15 protein-coding genes are annotated in these 26,306 nt (G+C 44.2%); all 15 read right to left on the bottom strand.

Translation table 11 applies throughout. The annotated features are described in order from the left end of the window. Positions 1 to 55: 55 nt before the first annotated feature. Entirely contained in the window at positions 56 to 1,798 is a 1,743-nt protein-coding gene (locus tag ACYVAA_RS10005; RefSeq protein WP_460541112.1) for a glycoside hydrolase family 43 protein, read from the bottom strand. A gap of 322 nt (positions 1,799 to 2,120) precedes the next feature. Continuing rightward, positions 2,121 to 3,488 carry a glycoside hydrolase family 43 protein gene (locus tag ACYVAA_RS10010; protein ID WP_460541114.1) on the bottom strand — a complete coding sequence of 456 codons (1,368 nt, stop codon included), beginning with the start codon at positions 3,486 to 3,488 and terminating at the stop codon, positions 2,121 to 2,123. Between the two features lie 14 nt (positions 3,489 to 3,502). Beyond that, the gene (locus ACYVAA_RS10015; RefSeq protein WP_460541116.1) at positions 3,503 to 5,479 is read right to left on the bottom strand and encodes a glycoside hydrolase family 97 protein; all 1,977 of its coding nucleotides are present in this window, start codon (positions 5,477 to 5,479) and stop codon (positions 3,503 to 3,505) included. Positions 5,480 to 5,580: 101 nt separating this feature from the next. Beyond that, positions 5,581 to 7,500, bottom strand: coding sequence for an alpha/beta hydrolase-fold protein (locus ACYVAA_RS10020; RefSeq protein WP_460541118.1), 1,920 nt, complete (start codon positions 7,498 to 7,500; stop codon positions 5,581 to 5,583). Positions 7,501 to 7,513: 13 nt separating this feature from the next. Beyond that, positions 7,514 to 8,350: a sialate O-acetylesterase family protein gene (locus tag ACYVAA_RS10025; RefSeq protein ID WP_460541120.1), complete on the bottom strand. Its 837-nt coding sequence runs from the start codon at positions 8,348 to 8,350 to the stop codon at positions 7,514 to 7,516. Between the two features lie 8 nt (positions 8,351 to 8,358). Beyond that, positions 8,359 to 9,744: an alpha/beta hydrolase family protein gene (locus ACYVAA_RS10030; protein WP_460541122.1), complete on the bottom strand. Its 1,386-nt coding sequence runs from the start codon at positions 9,742 to 9,744 to the stop codon at positions 8,359 to 8,361. 72 nt (positions 9,745 to 9,816) lie between these two features. Further along, positions 9,817 to 12,294 (bottom strand): glycoside hydrolase family 95 protein, encoded by a 2,478-nt coding sequence (locus tag ACYVAA_RS10035; protein WP_460541124.1) that lies wholly within the window; start codon positions 12,292 to 12,294, stop codon positions 9,817 to 9,819. Between the two features lie 281 nt (positions 12,295 to 12,575). Next, entirely contained in the window at positions 12,576 to 13,961 is a 1,386-nt protein-coding gene (locus tag ACYVAA_RS10040) for a family 43 glycosylhydrolase (protein ID WP_460541126.1), read from the bottom strand. A gap of 152 nt (positions 13,962 to 14,113) precedes the next feature. After that, complete coding sequence (locus ACYVAA_RS10045; protein WP_460541128.1) at positions 14,114 to 15,709, bottom strand: glycoside hydrolase family 43 protein; 1,596 nt, start codon at positions 15,707 to 15,709, stop codon at positions 14,114 to 14,116. Between the two features lie 13 nt (positions 15,710 to 15,722). After that, positions 15,723 to 16,877 (bottom strand): endo-1,4-beta-xylanase, encoded by a 1,155-nt coding sequence (locus ACYVAA_RS10050; RefSeq protein ID WP_460541130.1) that lies wholly within the window; start codon positions 16,875 to 16,877, stop codon positions 15,723 to 15,725. Positions 16,878 to 16,903: 26 nt separating this feature from the next. Continuing rightward, positions 16,904 to 18,160 (bottom strand): glycoside hydrolase family 5 protein, encoded by a 1,257-nt coding sequence (locus ACYVAA_RS10055; RefSeq protein ID WP_460541132.1) that lies wholly within the window; start codon positions 18,158 to 18,160, stop codon positions 16,904 to 16,906. A gap of 75 nt (positions 18,161 to 18,235) precedes the next feature. Then, positions 18,236 to 20,374, bottom strand: coding sequence for an endo-1,4-beta-xylanase (locus ACYVAA_RS10060; protein WP_460541134.1), 2,139 nt, complete (start codon positions 20,372 to 20,374; stop codon positions 18,236 to 18,238). Positions 20,375 to 20,402: 28 nt separating this feature from the next. Then, positions 20,403 to 21,428 (bottom strand): DUF5627 domain-containing protein, encoded by a 1,026-nt coding sequence (locus tag ACYVAA_RS10065; protein WP_460541136.1) that lies wholly within the window; start codon positions 21,426 to 21,428, stop codon positions 20,403 to 20,405. Positions 21,429 to 21,481: 53 nt separating this feature from the next. Beyond that, complete coding sequence (locus ACYVAA_RS10070; protein ID WP_460541138.1) at positions 21,482 to 23,257, bottom strand: RagB/SusD family nutrient uptake outer membrane protein; 1,776 nt, start codon at positions 23,255 to 23,257, stop codon at positions 21,482 to 21,484. 17 nt (positions 23,258 to 23,274) lie between these two features. Next, positions 23,275 to 26,295: a SusC/RagA family TonB-linked outer membrane protein gene (locus ACYVAA_RS10075; RefSeq protein WP_460541140.1), complete on the bottom strand. Its 3,021-nt coding sequence runs from the start codon at positions 26,293 to 26,295 to the stop codon at positions 23,275 to 23,277. Positions 26,296 to 26,306: the final 11 nt, after the last annotated feature.

A 26,306-nucleotide genomic window follows, 5' to 3' on the forward strand; every position in this document is an offset into this window, starting at 1 on the left:
GTTGGTGGTTTAAAAGGTATTTCATGATTTGGAGTTAATGGATTTTTAAATCTATCTACTCCGTAGGATATGCATCATTTGCTTTGGTAGCATAAAGACCGATCAAATTCCCTGTAAATCCACCAGCTACATTCGTGGAAAGGATATCGCCGGACACAGTACCTCCCAGATTTTGGAAATCAGTTCCGTTGGTGGAATAACTGAACTGAAAGTCATCTCCATTAGCACTTATTCTCAGTGACACAGGATTCCTGAGGTCAATCTGCGTACTTGCCAAGATTTCTGACTTCACCTCACGGTCTCCTCCTCTGCCCTGTGCTTCAGTTCGCTGCAGCACCAATACATTTTTCTTTCCGGATTTGGTAACTCCAAACACATAATTGAAGGCTTCACTTTGCACACTGGCCAAACCTGCCAAATCTTTTTCAGACTGGGGCTGGTATTCCATGGTAGTAGTAAAAGAAAAGTTTTTGTGCTGCTGCCTGTGAAAGAGCGTAGAGGTAGGTTTGATCTCTTTAATATTGGTGTCAAAAGGATTGATCTGCAAACCGCCTTTAGTTTTGGAGATAAATGCTTCCCTTGGTCCCCTCAGGCCTATCCATCGGTAATCCAATTTCTCTGAAGTAAAATCCTCTATAAAAGTGAAGTTACCATTTGGAAAGAACCCTTCCTGCCCTGTTTTGTTCTCGACACCTCCTGGCATTTTCAACTTTGGCTCCATGGGCACCAAACCATTTTCGAAAACCGGAAACTCCCCAGACCAATCCACTGGTAGGATAAAGGTTTCCCTGCCTGTATTTACCCGATTCTTTTCATTGGGACGAATCCCCAAGAAAACACCATAATATTTATCATCCGGCCCTAATACCAAGTCCGCATGCCCCGCCCAATCCACTTTATTCTGTCTGTTCTGGGATAAATACCGCTGGCTAAGAATCGGGTTGCTTGGTGCGGGTTTATAAGGACCTTTTGGATGATCGCTGACGAATACTACCTCACTATGCCAGCCACCAGTACCTCCTTCTGCACACATCAAATAATAATTATCATCCTTCTTATAGATATGTGGGGCTTCAATCCAAATCGGTTTTTGGGACAGGTCCACTCCTCCATTGACAATCACTTTATCTGTTCCGGCAATAACTTGGTCTTTTTCCAGATCATATTCCCAAACCTTAATCACTCGGTGACCATTATACAATTCCTCACCCTGCGCGGGTGCATCATTGTGCACCACATAGGCCTTCCCGTCTTCATCAAAGAATATGGCGGGATCAATCCCTTGAAAATTCAATTTATACGGTTCACTCCAGCCTTTCATGGGGTCTTTGGTTTTGACCACGAAATTGCCCAAACCTCCGGCAAATGCAGTAGTAATCATATAGAAGGTATCGTTATGCGGATTATAACGGATATCCGGGGCGTACACTCCTGCGCTTATTCCTGTATCGTGTACATCTAGCTGAGAGGTTCTGTCCAGCACATGACCGATCTGGGTCCAGTTTACCAGATCCTTGGAATGGAAGATCGGTACCCCTGGGAACATAGCGAAAGAGGATACTACCATGTAATAATCATCCCCTTTTCTGGTAATGGCCGGGTCAGGATAACATCCTTGAAGAATCGGGTTATAAAATTCATCCTCTGCTAAAGGGTTGTTTTCATAGACCTCGTCATTTCCTTCATAAACTGCCTTCGAAAATACGGGGACGTTGCTTGCTTTCTTTTGGCAATAAGCTCCGGTCAAGGAGAAAACAGTCATCAAAACCGCTAAAATACTTGTTAATTGCTTTTTCATTACTCTTTATAAAATGTTTACGTTGCTATTTTTTCATTTAAATAGGTCTCTGGTCACATGCTAAGTTGCCCGCTCACTCAAGCTCTCGTTGTAGACCTGCCAGGTTTGTAGATACTCGTTAAACAAACCTGGCAGGTCTATGTCCTTGTCTTGTTGAAACAGTGTCTTATCATGTTGTCCCTTCATCCCGCATAGCTATCGGGATGAGGGACAAGGTAAGTTGAGCCTTAGGCCTGTCCGACTCAGGCGGGCTCAATTTTAATAGTGCCGGGGCAAAGCCATCAGCACAACCAGCCTTCCGCCTTCAGCATCCGGCAATGCCTCAATCCGAAAACTTCCAATAGTCAAAATACAGGATATTATTGGGTGCTTTTCCTTTGAAAACAAAATACAGGTCATGGACACCTTCCACCTGTTTTACTTCGGTGGACACCAATGACCACCTGTCTTCTCCGCCTGATAGCGGTACATTGACTGCACCCAATAACTTCCCGTCCAAACTGTCTAGCCTGATCTCCATGCTTACATTGCCATTGTGGACAGTCCCGACCCTTGCCATAAATTCAGCAGGACCATTATCACGAAAATCCACCTCCTTTACCTTAGTATAGGCCTGGTTTTTGGTGGCAATAATAAAATTCCCCACTACCTCATTCTTATTGGCTTTTACCCCTTCCGACCAAGCAATGGTCTCCGCTTCATTTTTGATATAAGGATTGATTGTTCCTAGGCTCTTGGTGATTCCTGCTGTCATTTTCATGGGAATAATGGTCCCATCTTCTTTGAACTTCACCTCATCGGCACAGACGGATCGGGTAAATCCACCCCCTCCGGGCAAGGCGCCATTATGATAGAACAAATAGGTTTTCCCCTTAAAATCCACTATACCCGGATGGTTGGTAAAGCTCCTGCCTTCAGTGGGCATCAATTCGCCTTGGTATTTCCATGGCCCAGTCGGACTGGTACTGGTTGAATAACCAATATGTTCAGGTAATGGACCGGCCGCAAAGAGCAGGTAATACAAGTCATTTCTTTTATAAAGCCAGGGTCCTTCCTCGTAGGTAGTCGGACGTCGTGGATCCTCTTTGCCTTCCCGTTTGCCAAAAGCGGCTATCGTATTGGGAAACTGCCCAATCTCCCCATCAAGAGAGATCATATCCTCGTTTAATTTCACATAATAACATACCGGGTTTCCCCACATCAGGTAAGCCTGACCATCATCATCCACAAAAACAGTCGGGTCTATATCGTCCATACTATTACTGATCAAAGGTTTGCCCAATGGATCAATGAAAGGGCCATAAGGGCTGTCCGCTACAGCCACCCCAATGCCGTTTTTATTGTTCCTATCGGTAATCGGCACATACATATAGAATTTCCCATCCCGTTCTATGCACTGAGGTGCCCAGGCATTCATCTTGCCCCAACTAAATTCCTTATAGGACAACACAGCCCCATGATCTGTCCAGTTGACCATATCTTCGGTCGTGTACAGTCTCCAGTCATTCATGGTAAACCATGTTGAATTATCCTCATCATGGGAGGTGTATAAATACAACTTGCCATTATAAACCATTGGAGCCGGATCTGCAGTATAAGAGGTTTGGATGATCGGGTTCTGAGCATGGATGTTGCCAGCCTGAAACAGCATCAAACCAATTAGGATATATTGAAAGAAGTTTTTTTTCATCGCTTCAGGGATTTCTAATTTTCAATTATAGAATTCTTGCCTATATCGGTAATTACAAAGCCTCCTCTTGACTGGACCGTAACGGCCAGTTCCCCATTTTTTCCAACTTTCACAGTTTGGAGTGTGGGCTGTCTTTCTTTATCATCATTGTACAAGGAGACCTCCTTGCCTTTGAGCATTGGAAGATCGATTTTCAAGGTCTTGACAGTATTTTCAGCATTGACGCCTGCGATATACCAATGCTTGCCACTTCTTCTGGCCAGGACACTGTATTTGCCCGGATATCCATCAATAAAGACCGTTTCATCCCAGGTAGTAGGCAGTTCCCTTAAAAACTCCATCTCAAATTCGGGTACATCAACTAGGTTATTTGGAGTCAAGCCAAACATCTGGACAGGATTTTGAAAAAGTATCCCGGTGGCCAATTGGAAGCTATCCGTGGTCAAGCGCTCTTGGCCTTGTTTATTTTCCCTGTTAAGGAATTTATTGAGCAAAACCCCTCCAAACTCCATACTACCCACTGTATTTCTGATAAATGGGTGCAATGAGGCATAAAATGCTTCTTTCTCTCGGACACCTTGGGAAAATATGAGCATTTCCGAAGCTAGGACAGCTTCACTTCCCACAAAATTGGGATACATTCTCTCCCAGCCTCTAGGAAGCGTGGTTCCATGGAAAATCACCATCAAGCCATGGTCATTGGCATCCACCAAGATGTCTTCATATAGCCGCATGGTTTCCTGCTTGTCCCCACCGAAAAAGTCCACTTTCAATCCTTTCACCCCTGCTTCCTGCAGCCATTTCATTTCCTTTTTCCTGGCGATGGAGGTATTCATTTTGTTCAAGGGTGTCTGGAAAGCATCATTGGCCGTACCATTGGAATTGTACCAAAGGAATACATCCACATTTTTGGAATTGGCATATTGGATCAGCTCTTCCATCTTTTTATAGCCAATCCTTTCATCCCACCAGGCATCGATCAGGATGTATTCAAAATCCATGGCTGCAGCCAAATCGATATACTTCACCTGATCTTCAAAATTCATACTGTTGTCCTGCCATACAATCCAACTCCAGGTTCCTTTTCCATATTGGTAAGCTTGGGAGGCCTCATATAGCGGCTCCACCACATCAAAAGGAATGGTGGTTTCCACTATTGGCTTGAGCGTTTTCCCAACTGTAATGGTACGCCATGGTGTAAAACCAGGAAGGCCAATTTGCGCACCCGTGCTGCCAAAGCCATTATTTTGCTCCATTTGGGGATATTCCACAGTGTACATTCCATCTTGAAAGCTACTTAAGTGTGCTCCGTTATAATTACTTCCTACCCCTGTTTCGGATAGCAGTACCCATCCATCTTCCCCCACTTTGAAAAGCCCCGGAAAAACATAGCCAAATCTCGCCGTAGTGCTTTCCAAAGCAATATCAGTGACATAACCACTTTCATAGCTGGGCGCCGTTCGGGCAAAGCCGGTCATGGGCTTCATCATGGAAGAGAGAAAAGCAGTAGTAGCTGAGGGAAACCTAAAACCGGTCATTTCCCGCTCAACTACTTTTGCCCTGGTCTCCCCCCATTTGGGCAATTCATACCGAAATGCAATATCATGGTCACTCACCTGAAAGTGAAAAGCAATTTGCTTTCCTTCCCCATTCTTGACCGTATAAGTCAAGGTGTTGGACTGGTACTTTACAAAGGAAGTCTTGATTTTATCCTGGGTGTAAGACTTATCGATTTTCCCAGTGGAAGCATCCACAAAACGTATATTGGAGGTAAAGTCTCCCTCATTGGTCCCCAGTCCCAAAGGGGAATTCTCCAACATTACCACACCCTGATAGTGAACCGCATATTGGACCATACCATTGTTAATAGCAATTTTAACTTTGAGTGTTCCATCTGGACTGGAAACCTCCCTGCTGTCTTGCGCCCCTGCTTCAATAATAAATAGTGTGATGCTAAAGAGGAATATCAGATTATAAAAAACTATTTTCATTTTGAACTTAAGGTATTGCGGATGAGACCATCCTAATTTTTCTAACTAAGTATAAACTTGGAATCTCAGAGATTTCATTTATACTATTTTATCTATAAAGCTTATTGAAATAACAAAGGAGCAAAACTGTGGAGATCATGCCTCCATACGGGCCAGGTATGTCCTCCGGGATATTCGCTATACTCATAGTCTATTCCCATCTTATCAAACTCCCCAAGCATTTTCTCACAATTATTATGGGCGATATCTTCTTCTCCTCCCATGGAAATCCAAAATAGCCTTAGGTCATTATTGATCTTTTCAGCATTTTCACTCATAAAAGCGTACTGCCCCTCGGCAACGCTGCCTTGACGCTGAGAAATCCATCCTGAACTGAATACACCTAAGTGGGAAAACAGGTCTGTATTATTGATTCCTGCATAAAGCGTCTGAATGCCTCCCATGGAAAGTCCTGCTAAGGCCCTATTTTCCGGGCCATTTAGCGTTCTATAATGCTTTTCCACATGAGGAATGATCTCATTCTTTAATTCGTTTTCGAACATTTGCAGTCCTCTTTCCTCAAAAGCTGCTATTGGCATATTTCCATCGGGCATCACCACCAGCATAGGTTGGGCCTTCCCTTCAGCAATAAGATTATCTAGGATCAAATCGGTCTTCCCCTGCTGTGCCCAGCCCCTTTCATCCTCACCTCCTCCGTGTAGGATATAGAGTACTGGGTACTCACGGTCCGTGTCCATATCATATCCTGGGGGCGTATAGAGAAAAAATCTCCTCCAGGATCTCAATTGTGATGAATAGTACCTGACCTGTCTGATCTCTCCGTGAGGAACATTTTTGACTTCGTAAAAATCATCTCCATCAAAAGGCACTTCAATTCCGCTGGCCATTCTTCCCATACCATAAAATGTCTCGCTTGCAGGATCAGCCACAGCCTTACCATCAATCAGCAAAGAATAATAATGGAAGCCTTCTCCCAAAGGGTCTGTAGTTACCTCCCATTCACCTTCACTGTTTTTGGTCATAGGGTATTTCTTTCCTAGGTCAAGCTGAATATTATCCGCAGATGGAGCCCTAAACTTGAACTTAGCACTTCCATCAGGCATAATCTGAGGGTATTTGGCTCCCCTGATATTCGTGGAAGCTGGAATCCCCAAGGGACTGTATTGGTTGAATTTAGATTGGTCAACTGGCTTGAAAAGCAATTTTGAGAACATATAGAGCCCGTTTTTCCAAACCTTAAAATCATGTCCACCCTCCTCTAAATAATAAATATGGGGAACATCATTTTTGACCAAGTAATCATGGGTGCGCTGACTGAAACCCAAAAGGCCATCTTGGTCACCGCAGGAGATCCAAAGCAACTTTAATTTATCCTTGGCATAGGCTGGATCAGGAACAAGTATTTCAGGACTTTTGGTATTAGGTGCTGCAGAATAACTGCCTACCCAAGCGAATTGGTCTAAATTTCCCAAGCCAAAATTCAGGGTTTGGCCACCTCCCATGGACAAGCCTGAAATAGCCCTGTGTTCCCTGTCCGCCAACACGGGATAATTATTTTCAACAAAAGGTATCAGGTCATGAAGCAGGTCTTTCTCAAAGGTGGAAAAGGCCTCCACTTTATCTTTGGCCATGATATTTCCGGTAGCCCGGTCATCCTTCATTGCTCGGCCATTAGGCATGACGATGATCATGGGTTCGGCCTTACCTGCTGCATAGAGATTGTCCATGATCACTTGAGGCTGCCCACCGCGCAACCACTCCGTTTCATCTCCTCCTATTCCATGTAGCAGGTACAGTACTGGATATTTTTTATTCTTATCAAATTTGGGAGGGGTATAAACAACGGCTTTGCGCGCTGTCCCGACTGTCTTAGAATTATACTCCACCGTGTCCAGTTTTCCGTGTGCAATACCACTTTGCACTTGGTCAAAACCCTCTGGAGCTTCTTTTTCTATTTGCTGACCAAAGCTTGTAGCAAGGTTCCCAATAAACAGTAACAATAAATAGCTTATTTTTCTCATGGTTATTTAAAAGTTAATTTCCTATAATCGAAAGCATTTGCGCTCCGTATCGTCTACCCAGTTTCCTGTATCCTGCTGCTGAAAAATGTAGCCCATCGGAAACTGCCTCGCAATCTTCAGATGAAATCACATACGCATTGGGAATCACTTCTGGTAAGGTTGCAATGATGGCATTCATACTGGCGCATTTCCCCCCTTGCGCTTCACTGACCATTTCCCCGGCCAATAAGGGAACTTGTTCAGATGCCAAGCCCAAGTCAGCCAGTAGGTTTCGATATACTCCTTTTACTTTTTGAGGCCAATCTTTATCCCCAGTATTGGACTCCCCTTGATGAAGTAGAATCCCCTTGATGACCCCATCATTTTGCGCTGTTTTTGCCAGCTCTACCAAATGGTGGTAAGGATTTCCGTCATATTCCCTGACCATGTTTTTCAGCCAATCCGGAGCTGTTTCCACATAGGCTTGATAATTGTCCTTTTCAAATAGTTCAATTCTACATCCACCCACAGACACATTGATCACCCCTATTCGAATACTGTCAGGGAGATTTTCCACCAAAGTCCTACCAAAATAATCTACAGGAGTAAGGCCTGTTTGACATCTGGTCAAGGGTGGAACGGCAGGATACCAATTTCCCCTTTCTCTATTCAGGTCAGGACAATCGATAGACTGTAGCACCTGAAACCTCGGGTCCACGTCCATATCTTGTTCCTCAAACATTTCAGCTCCTTCCATATTGGATTGACCAAAAGCCAGAAAAATGTAAAAATTCTTATCCTGAGCTTGGCTTGAAAACCCCATGACAATAAGGACCAGGGTCAAAGGAATCCATCTGAATTTCGTGTTCATTGGTTTGATTATTTGCTTAAAAGTTTATATTCATATTCATTATAGTTCCAATATCGGGAGGCCCAAGCGATCCATGTGCTCCAGTTGGGCCCAGTGGAATGGCCTCCTGCGTGTTGCCTGTATGCAATCTCCCCTTCAGTCATTGAAGCGCCCATTTCTGGAAAATCCGTAGATATAAACCCTTTTTTGCCCAAAAGCTCATAAACAGGACTTGCATGGACCCCGCCCAAAAACATTCCTTTAGCATCCACCCACTGTCCCTCTATAAAAGGTGATCCAGCACTTATAAAGACAGGTCTTGGAGCACAAAGCGCCACTAAGGAATGGGCATCTATTGGAAGATCATCCACGGTAAGGTCACTGGCATATTTCAGAAAATTCCCACAAAACCAATGATATTCAGCCGATGAGGCCAAGTTTTCTACCTGCTCACCAAAGTTTCTTCTCAGGATTGATGTACCGCCGGCTCCGGAAGAACCTATAAACCCAAGTGCAAACCGGTCGTCAAATGCCATAGTGACCAATGCTGCTTTCCCGTAGCGTGAAGTTCCTTCAATACCGATTCTGCCAGCATCCACATCAGGATCTGACTCGAAATAATCCATGGCCCTACTGGCCCCCCATGCCCAAGCCCGTAAAGCTCCCCATTGTTTTGGGGTCCGGAATTTGCCCCTGTTGGCCAGGCCTATGATACCTGACCTTAAGCCTGCTCCGTGGTCAGCCTGAATGCTTGAAGGAACCAGAATAGCGTATCCCCATCCTTTGGTAAGTAGTTGCTGTTTCCAGCGAGGTTCATAAGGAGAAATAAAATAACTATTTGGCTCCGCAGGAGGACTGCCAAATGGCCAACGGATAAACCCAAACTCCATTACAACCGGTACTGCTTTGTCAGCTGCTGCAGGTATTCCCAGCAGCAGTTCAATCTCCACATCCATTTCGGGAAAGGAAGAATTATCCACTTTACCGATAAGCAACTTCTCGGTTACCGGATAGCTTGCAATTACGGTATCCTTCTCGGCAACTACCCGCCAGGTCACAGCGGGCAAGTTATCTGGAAGTGCTCCATACATTTCCGTTTCCAAATCCTTAAGGATTTGAGGTCTTCTTAACTTCCACCAAGCCTCCTCGGAAGTAATCTGATCTCCCTCATTTGACACCAAAAGATCTGGCAAAGTATATTTGCTCACTTTTGATTCATCAGTGTTTGCTGCATTAGGGGCACTGAGATCTCCGGAAGGGCCTTGACGCATAGCTGCTTTAAGTCCCAGCTTTTGTTTCATCTCTTCGTAATCCAGCTGGGTCTGCCTATTAAGGCTGTCACGGTCCCAACCTTGGGCCTGAAGTCCATTGTCCACCAGTGACAGCACATTCAGTAAAACCAGAATTGACACCATTAGCACGTTCCTATTCGGCCTTTTTTTATTGTATCGATTGATCAGTTGTTGCATGTTACTATCTGATGAGGATCATTTAGCTTGAAATTCATATTTCTCACTTGCATTGGTGGACAAATCGTATTCATATATTTCATCTAAAACCAGCGGCACTAATTTAGATTCAGAAGCAAGCAAAGCCGGTTTTACTTCAGGAGTCTGAAAAAATGGATTGCTGTTTTTCCCAGTGGCTGGTTTAAGTCCTTTCCCATGCAATGGGAAATAAGACCGGATCCTGCATAATCCCCCCAGCGCGGACTTGATGACTACCTGTAGAGGTTTTTTCTCCTTCCATTCCATCGCCACTTCAAATCCACCTCTGGCACGTAACCCCCTCACTTTACCATCTTTCCAAGCATCGGGCAAAGCGGGCAAAAGATGGATAGCACCATCATGGCTTTGTAATAACATTTCAGCAATTCCCGCTGCACAACCAAAATTCCCGTCAATCTGAAAAGGTGGATGGGCATCAAACAAATTGGGATAGGTTCCTCCTTTGTGTTTTCCATCAGGTTGTATCGATGGTGACAGCTGATCTTGGATCAGCTTTAAGGCATGGTTGCCGTCAAGTAATCGCGCCCATAAGTTTACTTTCCAGCCCATGGACCAACCTGTTGATTCATCACCCCTTGCTTCCAAAGATGTTTTTGCAGCACTGAACAGTTCTGGATTACGATAGGGAGAAATCTGATTGGAAGGGTATAATCCGTATAAGTGTGAAACGTGTCGGTGATGATCTTCTGGATTGTCCCAATCATACATCCACTCCTGAAGTTGGCCCCAGCTTCCAATTTGCATTGGAGGAAGTTGCTCCAGCTTTTCGTTAATCTCTTGCCTCAGCTCAGCATCCACTCCCAGCACCTCTGCGGCACGTATAGTTTTGGTAAAAACATCAAAAACCAGTTGATTGTCCATGGTGGTTCCTGCCGAAACAGATGCTCCATGATCGGTAGCAGGTGCATTTTCAGGTGATACAGAAGGCACCACTACTAACCAGCCTTTGTCTGGCTCTTCCACCAAAAAGTCCAAATAGAATTGGGCAGATTCCTTGAGAATAGGGTAAACAGACTCCAAGTAGGCTTTGTCACCGGCATATTCGTATTTATCAAACAGGTGTTGGGAAAGCCAGGCACCGCCCATGGGCCATTGTCCCCAAAAAGCCCCGTCAACCGGCCCTGTAATCCGCCATATATCCGTATTATGATGGGTGACCCAACCATTCGCCCCATACATGTCACGGGCTGTTTGCCTGCCCGTTTCCGCCAAATCGCTGACCATTTGGACCAAGGGCTCATTCATCTCGGTTAGGTTGGTGATCTCTGATGGCCAGTAATTCATCTCGGTGTTGATATTGATGGTGTATTTACTGTCCCAGGCTGGTTTGAGCTGATCTGCCCAGATTCCCTGTAAATTGGCCGGCTGTCCACCGGGACGGGAAGAGGAAATAAGCAAGTATCGGCCAAACTGAAAATAAAGGGCCACTAACTGCGGATCATTTCCCTGTGAAAATTCAGCAATTCTGTCATCCGTGGGCTTACTCACAGCCTCAGTTTCCCCTAGATCAAGGCTCACCCGCTTAAAATATTGCTGGTAATCGGCCACATGATCATTTAATATATCGTCGAAGCCTTTATTGGTGGCCTTCTCCAGATAGGCATTGGCTTTTGCAGTCGCATCCCCAGAGATATCCTGGTAGTTCTCAAAATTCGTGGCCATGGAAATGTACAAGGTGGCATTATCCGCACCGGTTACTGATAAATTGTCATCTGTAGCAGACACTTTTCCACTCTCTGAGACGATTCTTACCCGTGCTTCAAATTCTACTCCTCCTTTGATGCCTTCATAATCACTTGAAATCCCAGAAAGGATCAATTCCTCATTGCCATTGGTTCGCAGATCAAATTGCCCAGGGCGGTCCATGGTGGCTGAAAATTCGAGGGCACCTGCTTTATCCGTTGTTATTTGTACCACAATTACCTGATCAGGAAAGGAGGAGAACACTTTGGTTTCATAGTTTACACCTCCCTTTTCATACCGGGTAGTTACAATGGCCTTTTCTAAATCGAGTTCTCTGGAATATTCGGAAGTTGGTTCCTCTCCATAAAAATTCAATCTCAAATTCCCCAATGTTTGATAAGGCATCCCATTTACACCGCTAAAAAACTTCTGATCGATAAGTCCCTGGGCTTCGTCATACTTTCCTTCAAAAATCAGCTTTCTGGCTTCTGACAAACCTTCTTTGGCCTCGGGCTTGTCATTTCGATAGGGCCTTCCCGCATATAAAGTATTTTCATTGAGCTGAATGGTTTCCATATTTGGATCGCCAAATACCATCGCTCCTAAACGGCCATTTCCAACCGGCAGGGCTTCCACCCATTGTTCCGCAGGTTCATCGTACCAAAGCCGCAAATGGGCATCCGAAACCTCGGTGCTTTGGTCCACCATTTCGGAAGTCCCACAGGACAGGAAAATCAAGGTGAAAATTGATAAAACGGTTATTTGTTTATTCATGGTTATATTAGGTTATATGGCTCAATATTGATTCCAGTGGACCAATGCCCGAGTCAGTGTTATCTGGTCATTTGGTCAACCAGTTAACGCCTTACGTAACTGGTTCAAAACCGAATGCTCCGAAGGGAAAATTTTGGTTTTCCGTTTAAGATTTCTCTTTTGCACATCTTTACGAATACTCATTAATGTCACACATAATAACAATTATCGAATACCTAATCCCGAATATCGAATCACAAGCATACTCTCGTAAAAATCATTTAGCATCCATTATCCCCACTTCACTCCGATAAATTCTGCTGTTCTTCTTTGGACATTTCCCACCTTACCCAATCCACTTCTACTGCTTCACTTCCTTGCAACACCAAATCCTGAATCCCAGAAGGCCTATAAGCCAGGGGAACAGTGATGGATTGCCATTCTGCATTTCTGTCCAGCTCTACCTCAGTGATCAACTGTCCCTCTTTGCTTCCTTGTCTGATTTGAACTTTTCCGCCTTGGGGAGCCCTGACTCTCCAAATCATACTTTGGGCATTTGCCTCTCCAAAATCCACCGCATCATATTTGATCCAACCTTTATCATTTTCCAAAACCATTTTCCAGCCTAGAAATGGATTTGCTTCATCCAAAAAGGCGATAGTAGCTCCTGTTTCACTGAGCTGACTGTAACGATCCAGATGGACTTTCTCAAAAGCACTGCTCAATCCTATACCTCGAAGTGTTGGCTTTACTTTTTTGATCTTTCCCTGATTATCAAAAAACAAGCTGTCTGCGCGTATAGACCTGTTTTTATCAAAGTCTGGAGAGAGATCATTATGATGATAAAACAAAAACCATTGATTCTGGAAATTCACCAAGGAATGATGATTGGTCCAGCACCCTGAGGGGGATTCATCCATGACCACCCCCTGAAACTCAAAAGGCCCCAAAGGATTGTCTCCTATGGCATATTCGAGCCTTTCCGTCTTATTTTCTACATGGGGATAGGTCATATAGTAAATTCCCTCACGCTCAAAGACAAAGGGCCCTTCTTTGAGCCCTTTGTTGGGCAAATCTTTTAGAATCTTTGGAGGAGAGGCTAATTCCAGCATATTATCCTTTAGCTTGGCCCCATAGATATGGCCTTCAGACCAATATAAATAGGCCTGCCCATCATGGTCTATCAGGACATTGGGGTCAATTCCCCTTACCCCTTTGATCGGTTCGTCTAGCGGCACAAAAGGCCCTTCTGGTTGATCTGCCACGGCCACTCCAATTGAAAAGCCTTTTTCATTTTCCTCGGCCTCTTTTTTTCTGGTAGGGAAGTAGAAGTAATATTTACCCTCTTTTTCGATACAATCCGGGGCCCACATACTGTAAGCCTCATCATCTGCCCAAGGGACATTTTCTTGACTGACGATCATCCCGTGATCTTCCCATTCCGTCAAATTTGAGGAAGAAAACACATGATAATCTTCCATGCAGAACCAGTCAGACCTTCCCTGGGTCTCATCGCAACGGATATCATGAGAGGGATATACATAAATGCGGTCACCGAAAACCCGGGCCGTTGGATCCGCTGTAAACTGGTCCATTACCAATGGATTTTGGGCTATCGCGGCCGTCCCCATACAGACCGCTACGCTGGTCATCCATGTACTTTTAATTATCAAATTCTTAATTTTCATATCCTAACACACTTAGTCCTGCTTTGCTATAGTTAAAATTTGGGTTGGTAAAACCTGTCAGGTTTAGAAGAATAGACACCCGAAAATTGAATTTTCCTCCATTTAAAACCTGAAAGGTTTTAGTCCCATTTCGGTAATATGACATGGTTGGATCAGTCACCAATTTTATCTTTGATATGGAAGTAATCAAAGTCCACATATCCTCCCGGATTTTTGGTGGCGTAATTGAATAAAGCAAAACGGTATCCCATAAAATGGGGAAGGGTGTATTTCATGTTCAGGACATTACCGATGGTTTTCCATTCCTTTCCATCAAAACTATAGAGAAACCTGGCCTGATCCTTCCGCTCTTTAAAATCACACTCGGCTTTGAAATAAACGATTTCTTGATTTAGCGGAACCTCCTCTATAGCTTTGGCTTCTCCTGAATTGGTATTGACCATAGTAATGGTTTTATGGCCGTTTTGGAACTTGACCCCGACTTGGCCATATTCCTTTTGCAAAAGGCCCAGACCCGCAAAATCACCTTCCTTCATCCCAGAGACATCCACTTTTGTGGTTCCTGTGGACTCCGGTCCGATGGTTCTCTGCGTTAGGGTGTTTTTGGCTGTCAAGAAATTGCTATCCACTCTGCTGGTGGTTAGCCGCCACCAACCTTCTCGTTCAGAAATGGACCAATGGTCAGGATCCGGATTATGGTTCCACTGCCAAACCAAAGGCAGGCTTTCATCTCCTGCTTTTCGTTCAAAATCATCTGAAGCCACAATTCCCGGGATAAGCCCCTTACTTGCCGGAAGCCCCTCCAAGGTTTCCGGTACTTTACCCTCAATGCCCAGTACCGGCCAGCCCTCTTTCCATTCCACTGGTACCAAATAGGGAATTCTTCCAACAGCCCCATTGTCACGGAAAAGATAGGCATACCATTTTCCACTTGGGGTGTCGATCAAACCTCCTTGAGCCACGCCTTTGTCCTGTAGCATCACCTTTCCTTCATAGGGCCCGGTTATCTGATCAGCCCTATGGACAATGACCGTCCTCATCCCCCCTTGGGGCCAAGAGATATTGAAGAGGTAATACTTCCCATTCACCTTAAACAATTGTGATCCTTCTGCAGGGAGCATCACATTGGGCCCAGATGGAGCAGTGGCATTTTCTATCAACACCCTTTCCGTACCGGGCTTGACTCCTGATAAATCTGCTTTTAACTCTACCATGCTGAGCTTTCCTCCCCCCCATATCATGTAAATTTTACCATCCTCATCGAAAAACAATGTATGATCATGATAGGAAGGAGAAAAGGAATGTGTTTTCCATGAACCCTTTTCCAGGTCATTGCTGGTAAAAATATAAGTCTTACCTGTGGTGGAAGAAAAAGTACTGAGGTAATAAGTCCCTTCATGAAATCTCAGGCAACTTGCCCAAGACCCCGCTCCGTAGGCGTTCTTACCATTTTCCAGATTAATCGCATCCACTTCCCCCAATCGATCATAAGCATAGCTGACCAGTTCCCAATTGGACAAATCCTTTGATTTCATAATGGGAACACCTGGGTTCATATGCATGGTGGTACTACTCATATAATAAGTATCCCCTACGCGGACCATGGACATGTCCGGTACATCTGCATGAATGATGGGATTTTTCGCGAACTGCTCTTGAGACTGCACGGTATGACTCCAAAAAATGGCCATGACTATGGTCAATGTAGGAAGTAATCTACCGATTTTATTCATTTTATATTTAGCCATATATCCTATTTTACTAATTGGCAAGTTGAATCAATTTTCCCACTATGGGTTTGGCTTTATTTTCCCTGTCAAAGAGTAAGGGATAATCCGTCCTCCCCCTTACCGGCCAATTGTTTTTCCAAGAATGGTGATCTGAAACACCCCAGAGGGTTACTCTGGATATTTTGTCCTGATGCTTTAGAAAAAGCGCGAAAAACTCCAAGTAACGTTCATTAAAAGCATGAGCCACACTATCCGGCATCCCCTCTGGATAGGGATTCATCTTGTCCTCATAATCCGCATTGTCCGAGATATTGGCCCCAGCTTCCCTATTTCTCCAGGGTGAAGGAAGCACAGAAAGGTCCAATTCGGTAACCATGACCTGCACACCCAAATCAGAAAAAGCCTGGATACTCTTTTCAAATTCCTCAATTTCAGGATGTTCTAAGCTGATATGCCCCTGCATACCTACCCCATCTATTCGGATGCCTTCCTCTTGAAGTTCTTTTACCATCTTGACCACACCTTCCCGTTTACCGGGTTGGGACATAGAAAAATCATTATAATACAGTTCTGCGTCGGGATCGGCTTCATGGGCAAACAGAAAGGCCAGTTTGATAAAGTCCTTGCCCAAAATTTGATAAAATTTACTGTTTCTATAGTTTCCATCATCCACTATAGCCTCATTGACCACATCCCAGGAATGCACCCGGCCTTTATATCGGCCCACTACAGTATAGATGTGCTTGCGCATCCGCTCTGTCAGCACTTCTGCCGACACCTCATTCCCCTCTTTATCGGTAAAAAACCATCTTGGAGCCTGAGAATGCCAAATAAGCGTATGGCCATGGATCTGCATATTGTTTTTCTCCCCGAATTCCACAAACTGATCAGCCAGATCGAAATTAAACTCCCCCTCACGCTGCTGTATCCGGCCGCTTTTCATAATATTTTCAGCGACAATGCCATTAAAATGCTCTTTTACAATTTGAATGGAAGAGGTATCCCTGCCTGTTATTTGCCATGCATTTAGCGCTGTACCAATTACAAACTTCTCTTGAAAAGCAGCTTTTAAGGCAACAGGAGTTGTTTTTACAGATTCTCCTGAAGTGCTGCAGGCACCAATAGCTATTAAAGTTCCACAGATAAGAATAAAGCAGAACTGCTTTTGAATAAATTGAAGTATCATTTTGTAATGTTTAATCTTTTAAGTTCTTATTCACCCGCACATATCTCAAACCCCTCCGCATATTCCTTAAACCACCCATTTACGGGCTTGGCGCAGGCCTCAGGATCGGCATTGTAAGCAATGCTTCCTTCAGGGTCTCCCCGGTCAATCAGGTTTTCCGGAGACAGCAAATTCCAACTCACATTGCCCGTTTCGTCGGCCAACAACTTAAAATTGGCACCAAAGCCCCAGCCATTGGCGACACCGGTGATGCCTCCTTTGCCCCATACACCGTATTGCTCCGGAGCCCAATCGATTTCCGTTACCGCTACGGGAGCAAAATCAGCTACGGGTTTGAAATTTCTTTCCCACTGTTGTCGAAGAACTGTGGGGTCATTGAGATCCTTGCCCCAATAACCGGGATACAGGTGTACGGCATATCCGATATTATCTCCCTGAATGGGATAATCTCCATAGCCCCGATAGTGGGACTGATATCCTGAACCGGGTATCCAAAGAATGTTATCAGCACCATTCTCCCTAATCTTATCCACCATAGGCTGAAAGAACTGGTTTAAGGCTTCATAATGGGCGGGCGTATCGCTGCCATATTCACCATTCGTACCCAAGATATGCACTGGCTCATTGGCCAATTCAAACATCACATGTTCTGTATTTTTAAGGTTCTGATTTTGGGAAAGGTGGTCCCAAATCGTCATCAGGTATTCATAATACTCGTCCCCCTTGGCAATTTGATGCGGACAGACCCCTGGAGGCCTAAGAATGATATACATTCCTCTTGTTTTGGCGTGATCAATCAAGGGCACGATGACCTCGTCCACAGCAATGACAAAACGGTCAAAATTAAATCGTGAAATATCATTCTCTGGAATAGGTTCTCCTGGAGTATTGGACCAATAAGGATCGATATGCAAGCGAACATAATTCAGAAACCAGCCATTCTCATCTCCAGAAGAGAGCTTGTCCATTACTGACTTGTTATAAGACAGACAAGCGTCCACATCATAATTATTCCATCGCCATTCCCCTACATGTCCCCCGTTGAACCAGGGACTTGGGGTCATGGCCACTCCATGCAGGTTCACCGTATTGCCACAGGGATCCTTCAAAAACCTACCTTCTACATGTAAAGGCTGGATCGGATTGGGCCAAGAGATGGCTGGAACTTTATCCTCTTCTTTATTTTCCTTCTCATCTGGAAAAGGATCTTCGGTCGTGCTACACCCTAAAAAAAGCCATAACATAACCAGCCTGCCCACATAAGTGGCATTTTTTATATTCATAGGAAGCAAAATCTAATTTATGACAGTAATAAAAGCCAGTGATAGCCAAGAGGCATATCACCGGCTACCCCCTAATTATAATCCTTGAAGTCCTTCTACAAAACCAACATAGGCCGGTTTCCTGTTAAAATTAAGATCCCAAAGGCCCTGACGCTCTCCTGGCAGCCATGAAGCATTATCAGGGCTGTCTGTAATGCCCCAAACCGTAATACCATATTGCTGTGCTTTCGGAACATACTCATTATAGGTATCCACCACATATTTATACATCTCGGCTTGCTGTTCCAGCATTTCGGGTGTAGGATTAGCTGAATTCACCCTGACATCCAGTTCTGAAACCTTGATCAGCTTTCCTGTTGCCGCCAGCATTTCAAACATCATGGCAATATTTTGCTTGTTGGAATCAATACCAATATGCATCTGTGTGCCGATGCCGTCCACCTGAGCACCTTGGCTTTCCAGATAGGCAACATAATCGATGATTCCCTGACATTTGTCCAGATTATATTCTAAGTTATAATCATTGATGAAATGAAGGTCATCAGGATTCCCATATTTCCTGGCCCACTTAAAGGCCTGAACAGCATAGTCTTTACCCATATAATCCTGCCAGTAGAATTCATCGGCTGCCATATCGGTCTTGCCAATCCCTGTTTTCAGTTCGTAAGGGTTTCCATCATCCATTGGCTCATTGACCACATCCCAGGCCTTTACATACTCAGCACTGTTGGTAACCATCTCTGATATCCACCTTTCCAATTCTCCAGAAATGATTGACTTCTTTTCCTCCGGTGTCTTCTGTACCAAAGTAGTACTGCCCCCAGAAAGTGAGGCACTGCTCAAAACCACATTGTCAATGTACACCGTACCGGCATATTCTCCATAACTTATAATAAGCCGTTCCCTGTCATCCGCCGTCGCCGTCGTAGTCAGTTCTACCTGCTGCCATTCTCTGGTAACCATCACCTGGCCAAAGCCATTGGAAGAATAATTAGGGCTTTGTAATTCGGGACGAATAATTCCCTCAGCGTCACCTTTAACCCAAAAGCTCAATTTGTAGGTTTCTCCATTTTCAAGCGGCTCTGCAAATCCATAAACGGTCTGTACTTCCCAGAAGCCTCCAGTAACAGAAGGGTTGGTGACAAAAAAGGCTTTGCCTTCTCCGCCAAATCCCATTCCGTCTTCAGTTATTCCTCGGGTAGAACCATTACCCCAGCCTCCCCAGCCAGTACCGGATTCAAAATCACCGTCTGCCACTAGGTTACTGATTGCAGGTTCTCCGTTAAGATCAAAGACATACAAATTGTTGATATCCAAATAATAAGTGACCCCTGGCACATATCCCATATCAAACTTCAAATTGAAGGAATCGCCTTGAAAATCACTTAGTCTAAACCTTATTTCCTTCCAGGACATAGACGTTTGGAAAGTAGGCGAAGCCGTACCTGTTCCCATCCAATCTATCTCCGGCTCATTATTGCCCAAGCCCTCAAAACTGATCCTGCCCTCACCAGCCATATCAGATTTGATATAGGCTACGATTTCGTACTCCATTCCTACCTCAGAAGCAATATCAGGGATAACGAACTGAAGGTCTTCTGGTGAAGATGCATTACCGCCAGCGGTCAGTTTAATGGCGGATGTTCCTTCGCCCATTCCTTTATTTGCTGCTATGGATACATCTCCATTGGTAGGGTTAGCTGAAAGCTCTCCTGTCAAAAGTCCGCCCAGGTCCAATTCATTGGCAAAAGCAGGGGAATTCACCACAAGCGGCTCCAATAGCCCATTCAAGTAGTTTGCATTTTGGTTGGCATGCCAACAGAGGGTATGACCATAAATCGAAGTTCCGGCCTCTGCTGCCGCTTGGTACATGGCATTGACGGCATCCATGCTCAGACTTCCATCGGATTGTACCACAGCGCCATGCTTCATACCATATCCCGCGGTGATTTCTTGGAAATTACTATTGATCAGCCGGTATAAAACACCCTTATTGGCATATTCGGATTGGCTCACTGCTCCCCCTAGAACAAAGCCAGGATTAGCGGTACTATCTATATAAGTCTTAAGGGTATTGTACGAATTCAGTTCTTCTTGTAGGGCAATACTTTCCGGTTTTTCGACTGAGTATTCATCCGTAGGAACATAATCCACACAGGATGAAGTTAATGACAAGGCTACTCCGCCTAGAAAATTGATATATCTTTTTTTCATGTTAGTCTCGGATTAATTCATCAATAGATTATTTCAGCACAGGACTAAATACCTCCATGCCCACTCCACGGTCTCTCAGCACCAAAGTATCCAATGTGGCCACATGCATTTTGGGCAAATCAATCTCATACTCCAAATAAACGGCATCTCTATCCTGATTTCCCCAACTGGATTTTTCACCATCCTTCACAAATTTCCCATTTCCAGAAGCTGTATAACCATCATTTGCTGCGGATACTGTACAGTTCCCCTGATCATCAAAGGTCAACAACAAGTCTGCATGAATATTTTCTCCCCCTTCACCAGCAAAGGTCAGTGGCAACAGCACCTCTGAAAGTGACTGGGTAAGTAATTCATTGATTTCATCGTCCTCCACATTCTCTTCATGTCTGATGATGGTTTCGTCAGGTATACCGGCTTCCTTTCCTGTTAAGATATCTTTACCTCTTCTTAAATAGTTTCCATGCCACTCGTTCACATATTTAAGGGCATAGAGGGTGAAATCCTTAGGGGCCGGAAACCAGTCGCCGGCAACGCCCCTACGGGGATTTTCCACCACCGGTACACCCGATAGAACTGAATCGGCATTGGTGACATTGGTAATCTTAACGGGTAACACAAAGGTTTTCTTGATAGCCCGAGGATCATTGAAAAAAGCCCCGGTCAACTGCACCTCTACTCCTCCGGCGATCTCCCCACGGGGAATGGTTACGGTCTCAGAGGTTAATTGGTAATATTCCGGGGAAAGGATTTCTATTTCATCCCCTCCCTCTTCAAATAGCAGTCCCTCGGCCAATGATTCGTCCACCTCGATCTGCACTGATACATCATTAGGAGAAGAATATACACCGCCTGTGGTGACCATCAACTTAAATTTGCCCTCATTGTCCAGTGAAGTATCAAAAATATCTTCCCCAAAAGTGATGGTACGGACTGGAAATTGATAAGCGAAGTATACCGTTTGGTAATCGAAATTAGGAAACTCCCAATCCTTATTCTCGCAGGATGAAATTATCAAGACAATCGCTATTATTATATATGGTATCTTTTTCATTGTTTTAGCTTTTAATTCTCTTTACAACCAATTGTTCTTAGCTTTCATATCAATTACCAACCGGTATTTTGTTGAAGCGCACTGAATTTCAAACGCTCGCCATAAGGTACCGGACCATAAATCATATAATCCTGATAAATCCGATTTTCCACATTGATAACAGAAAATTGATCCTCATTTTCTATGCGCATGCCTTGAGCGGTCTCTGTCAAGTCCAATTTCCATCTACGCAAATCCCAAAAGCGGAATCCCTCAAAGGACAATTCCAAGCGACGTTCATTACGGATCAATTCTCTCATGGCTGCTTGGTCACTTTTGATCGACTCTAAATAAGCATCTCCATTATCCCTACCTATTCCTGCACGCTCGCGGATGGCCTTGATTACATCATAGGCTGAAAACCCAAAAGATCCACTGGCCATTGGACCCCAAGCTTCATTGGCAGCCTCAGCATAAATCAGGAAAATTTCCGTATACCGTATTCTTGGTTGAAGGTGTCTTTGACTTGTATTTGCCACAGGGTCAAGGTTTACATCCTGACGTAGCAGTTTGCGCATATAATAGCCCGTACGGGTAGATGATTCTACCTTGTTAAGCCCGTCATTGGTGTCTGAATCCAATGCTGTATTGATCGTTGTCCCTGATGGTCCTGCAGTGCTTCCATTCACCAAAATGAATTGGGCCAACCTTGGATCCCTGTTTGCATAGGGCGCCTCTGCTGTATATCCAGAAGTAGGATCAGTTATGGGATAGCCATTTGCCATAGGAAAGGCATCCACCAAATTTTGTGTTGGATTGACCAATCCTTCTCCATATAGAGTTGGAGGAAAATTCTGTGTTTCCAAGTTATTGGTTGGACCACCTATAGATCCCCTCCAAAGAATTTCAGGAGGATTGTTTCCTGCTCCCAAAGCATCAATGACCCCTGTATTATTATACCAAGTCACCCCATTCGGGTCCAATCCGCTTACTCCTCCGATATCATTTAATAAACTTCCAGCATAGGTAGCAGCAGCTTCCCATTTGGTCTGGCCATTGTCCAGGTTAAAAGATGGACTGGCCGCCAATAAAGCTGCCTGTGCGCGTATGGCACGAACAATCCTACCAGATACCAACTGCTTGGCATCATCTCCGAATACCCTATTATAATCACTCACCTGAGCTCCGGATTCTCTATACTTGGTCGGAATCATCGCTTCATTATTGATATTATAATAATCCATGGGCAAGAGCTCAATGGCCTTTTCTATATCAACATATAGCTGTGCCATACAGGCATCAAAGCTTGCCCGTGGCATATTAAAATCGGAATCCACTGTTTGGGGCTCGAGAAATATAGGAACTCCAAGTAGTTCTCCTCCGGCTATTCCTCCGTGGGCCTGTAGCAAATAATACATAAATAAGGCCCTCAAGCCGTAGGTTTCACCAGTCAAACGGTCCAAAAACATTTGATTGACATTGGGATTGGAGGCATATACTGTATTGCCAACTTCCAATAACATCTCGTTGAGATACTGTATAGCTGAATTGGCTGAAGACCACCGGTCCACTGGATTGTTATTCGAGGCCCACTGACCAGTAGCCATATTCAAAAAGCCACTGTTAAGGTCATTACTGACGGCATCATCAGTCGCCATTTCACTGAAATTATAACCATTGGTAGGAATCCTTAAATAGGCATTCAACAATAGCCCCTGTATCATACCTGGTCTTTCCCTTATCAGTTCCTTACTTTGGATATTTTCCAATGCCGGATCAATCAAATCACTACAGCTTGTCAAAGCCACTAATCCTGTAATGATAGCTGCTATTTTAAGATTTGTTCTCATGTTCATTTTGGGTCTTGTTAAAATTTCGCTTTAACACCAATATTATAAAACCTGGTCTGTGGAGCATTTCCAATGTTCATCTCCAAAATATCCCTGTTTGGAGCAATGGTCAGTAGATTCGCACCATTGGCATAAATATCCAGCCCCTTTAAGAACCGCTGGCCAAATAAGCTGTTAGGGAATGAATAAGAAACCTGCACCCTTGTTAAATCAAAACGATTGGTACTGTACATCCAAAAATCAGAACTACGAAAGTTGTTGGCTCCATTTAATGTGGTCAGACGTGGGAAGGTTGCGACATTCTTTGTAGCCTCTGTCCATCTACCCCTCACCACTTCTGAGTACTTGTCATCCCCATTGACCCAGAAGTAATTATTGGTCTTCATCGCATAGGCTCCTGTGCGGGCAGTCCCTAAAGCAAAAAAGGTGAAGTTTTTATATTTGGCTGATAGGTTGATGCCCATGGTCAATGGAGCTCCTGACCAGCCTCCTCTACCGAGATATACCTCATCTTGCGCATTAATAATACCATCATTGTTTTGGTCTTTATATTTGATATCACCAGGTTTCACCTCTCCAAAAGCCTGTTCTGGAGAACTTTCTATATCATCTATCCCTGAGAAAAAGCCCAAGCTCTGTAGCCCCCAAATACCATCCAAGGGTTTTCCAACTCTAGTTTGGTAATCAAACTCAAAATTTTCTGATCTTCTGGAAGCTTTGGTATCATAATAAATACCCGAGAAGCCTAAACTCCAATCCACCTGTCCAACCCGCTTGTTCAGGTTCAATTGAAAATCAAATCCTCTTCTTTCGTCATTATTATAATTCACATAAGGTATCCATGAAGAGATAGGCCATCCGGTCACAAAGTAGTTAGGGTATATATTACTGTCCTGAAGGAACAACCCTGTCATTCTACTGACAAAGACGGAACCGTTCAAAGTCAATAATCTATCAAACAAGGAAGCATCCAGACCCACACTGATTTCCTCTCTTTTTGGGAATCCAAGATCATAATTTTGCCCTCTTCTGACATCAGTGGCCGTGTTGTTCAAACCATCTTTCCACTCATACCAAGAGCCTTCATCCGTATATATACCTTCATATAGGTAATATTCATTTATATCCAGATCGGTGTGAAGTATACCTCCTGACACAGATAATTTAAGATCATCCACTACTGAAGAGGAAGCCAAAAAGTCCTCCTCGCTAAGTCTCCATCCCAGAGCCAAAGTAGGAGAAAAAGCTTTGCGGTTATCCGGTGCCAATTTGGCACTATGGATCATCGCCCCACTGAAATCCAGGTAATACTTTGATATATAGTTATAACTACCGTGGATACCAATATTGGCATTGCTCACCTTATGATAGATCCCGGACTCACCCGTCTGAAAACCATTGGCTATCAACATGGCAGAGATATGGTGCTTATTGTCGATATTTTTCTGGTAATTCAATTGACCGGAAAATGACAAGGTCTGTCTAAACCAGTTATTGCTGATATTTTGGGTCTTGGAACTGGCATCCTGCCCATATCTGGTCAAGCCGGCAATTTCATCCATCCCGTTATAATTGGTCCAGTTAGGCTGGTAAACAGCATAGTCATTATTAAATGACAGGTTATAAGAAGTGGCATAGTCCAGTCCAAAAAGTGAACTAAAGGAAAGTCCCTCTAATACATTTCTTAAATCGGCATTTAGGCCGGCATTAAACTGGAACTGTCTACTGGTATATTTTGACGATCCACCTGCGTAACTGCCTGCGATAGGGTTAGTCTGATCCAGCTGGGTCCCTCCCAATAAAAATCTACCATCGATCAAGTGCTGGCTGTTCTGCACATAATTCTGGGCAGTTTCATCCTCGGGAGACAACATATCAATAGGCACCAATGGTGCAAAACGATAAGGCCTTAGCGTAGCGGATCCCCCCCAGTAATCCGCATTGATTCCTTTTCCATTATAAAAGATGGCTGCCGCATCAACCTTGGCAGAAATATAGTCGTTAAGGTTGAGGTCCACATTTCCACGTACATTGAACCTTTCATTACCATTTTCTGCAGCCTGACCAAAATCCAGTACAGACCCTTCAGACCAAAAACCCACATTGGTATAATACCTTGCACTTTCATTACCGCCCTGGATTTCCATCGTGGCATCATAGCGGGTATAGGCTTTTTGCAGGTAGTCATCTGAAAAGTAATCCACATTTGGATAGCGATAAGGATTCTTTCCAGAAGCGTGATTAAAGATTTCTTCCTCAGTGTAAAGAGGACTTAAACCATCATTTGATCTGGCTTCATTATACAGGCTCATATACTCAGCTGATCCTAAGTATTTAGGGTAACTTTTTGGCACGTTCACGCCAATATTAGTACGGACGTCAATCGTTTGCTTAGTGGCTGCACCGCGTTTGGTTGTAATCAGTAAAACTCCTTTGGCCCCCCTACTACCGTAAAGTGCTATTGCATTCACCCCTTTTAAAAATGTAATCTGGGCTATTTCAGTAGGCATCACACTACCAATATCACGGGGGACACCATCTACAAGTGTCAAATAACTGCTATTTCCCCATAGATTTCCATTAAATCCACCGACAAAAGCTTCCATACCATCCAATGGATAGGTGATATAATTCATATCCATGATCTCTGGCATGTTTACAGATGACACTCCCCCCATCAGATCATTCTTGTCCTTGGTTTGGAAAGCCACCAAAACTTCTTCTCCCTCCAGGTAAGGAAATAATACAATTTCTTCCAGTTCAGCATACACTTGAAGTATTTTGGTCTCATAACCTGGAGCCTCTACCCCTATATAGGTATTTAAGGTTACCTCCAAATGCACTGTTCCCAAACTATCAGACACTGCTGAGTACCCATCTTGGTCACTTTTGACAATAGCACCGCGGACAGGTTCGCCTGAACTTGTTTTGATCGTGGGATCAATGCTGATTTTCATTGTTTCCTGCGCAATAAGGCACAGTGGAAACAGCACCATGTATGCACAGCAGAGCAAAGCTATTTTTATATATTTCATCATGTTTGTTCATT

It is taken from the genome of Echinicola sediminis (assembly GCF_054777495.1).

Excerpts from the sequence above, each read along its gene's own strand:
- ACYVAA_RS10075 (WP_460541140.1), bottom strand. The coding sequence starts at position 26,295 with ATGATGAAATATATAAAAATAGCTTTGCTCTGCTGTGCATACATGGTG.
- ACYVAA_RS10025 (WP_460541120.1), bottom strand. The coding sequence starts at position 8,350 with ATGAACACGAAATTCAGATGGATTCCTTTGACCCTGGTCCTTATTGTC.
- ACYVAA_RS10035 (WP_460541124.1), bottom strand. The coding sequence starts at position 12,294 with ATGAATAAACAAATAACCGTTTTATCAATTTTCACCTTGATTTTCCTG.
- ACYVAA_RS10065 (WP_460541136.1), bottom strand. The coding sequence starts at position 21,428 with ATGAAAAAGATACCATATATAATAATAGCGATTGTCTTGATAATTTCA.
- ACYVAA_RS10060 (WP_460541134.1), bottom strand. The coding sequence starts at position 20,374 with ATGAAAAAAAGATATATCAATTTTCTAGGCGGAGTAGCCTTGTCATTA.
- ACYVAA_RS10030 (WP_460541122.1), bottom strand. The coding sequence starts at position 9,744 with ATGGTGTCAATTCTGGTTTTACTGAATGTGCTGTCACTGGTGGACAAT.
- ACYVAA_RS10055 (WP_460541132.1), bottom strand. The coding sequence starts at position 18,160 with ATGAATATAAAAAATGCCACTTATGTGGGCAGGCTGGTTATGTTATGG.
- ACYVAA_RS10015 (WP_460541116.1), bottom strand. The coding sequence starts at position 5,479 with ATGAAAATAGTTTTTTATAATCTGATATTCCTCTTTAGCATCACACTA.
- ACYVAA_RS10005 (WP_460541112.1), bottom strand. The coding sequence starts at position 1,798 with ATGAAAAAGCAATTAACAAGTATTTTAGCGGTTTTGATGACTGTTTTC.
- ACYVAA_RS10040 (WP_460541126.1), bottom strand. The coding sequence starts at position 13,961 with ATGAAAATTAAGAATTTGATAATTAAAAGTACATGGATGACCAGCGTA.
- ACYVAA_RS10070 (WP_460541138.1), bottom strand. The coding sequence starts at position 23,257 with ATGAGAACAAATCTTAAAATAGCAGCTATCATTACAGGATTAGTGGCT.
- ACYVAA_RS10010 (WP_460541114.1), bottom strand. The coding sequence starts at position 3,488 with ATGAAAAAAAACTTCTTTCAATATATCCTAATTGGTTTGATGCTGTTT.
- ACYVAA_RS10050 (WP_460541130.1), bottom strand. The coding sequence starts at position 16,877 with ATGATACTTCAATTTATTCAAAAGCAGTTCTGCTTTATTCTTATCTGT.
- ACYVAA_RS10020 (WP_460541118.1), bottom strand. The coding sequence starts at position 7,500 with ATGAGAAAAATAAGCTATTTATTGTTACTGTTTATTGGGAACCTTGCT.
- ACYVAA_RS10045 (WP_460541128.1), bottom strand. The coding sequence starts at position 15,709 with ATGGCTAAATATAAAATGAATAAAATCGGTAGATTACTTCCTACATTG.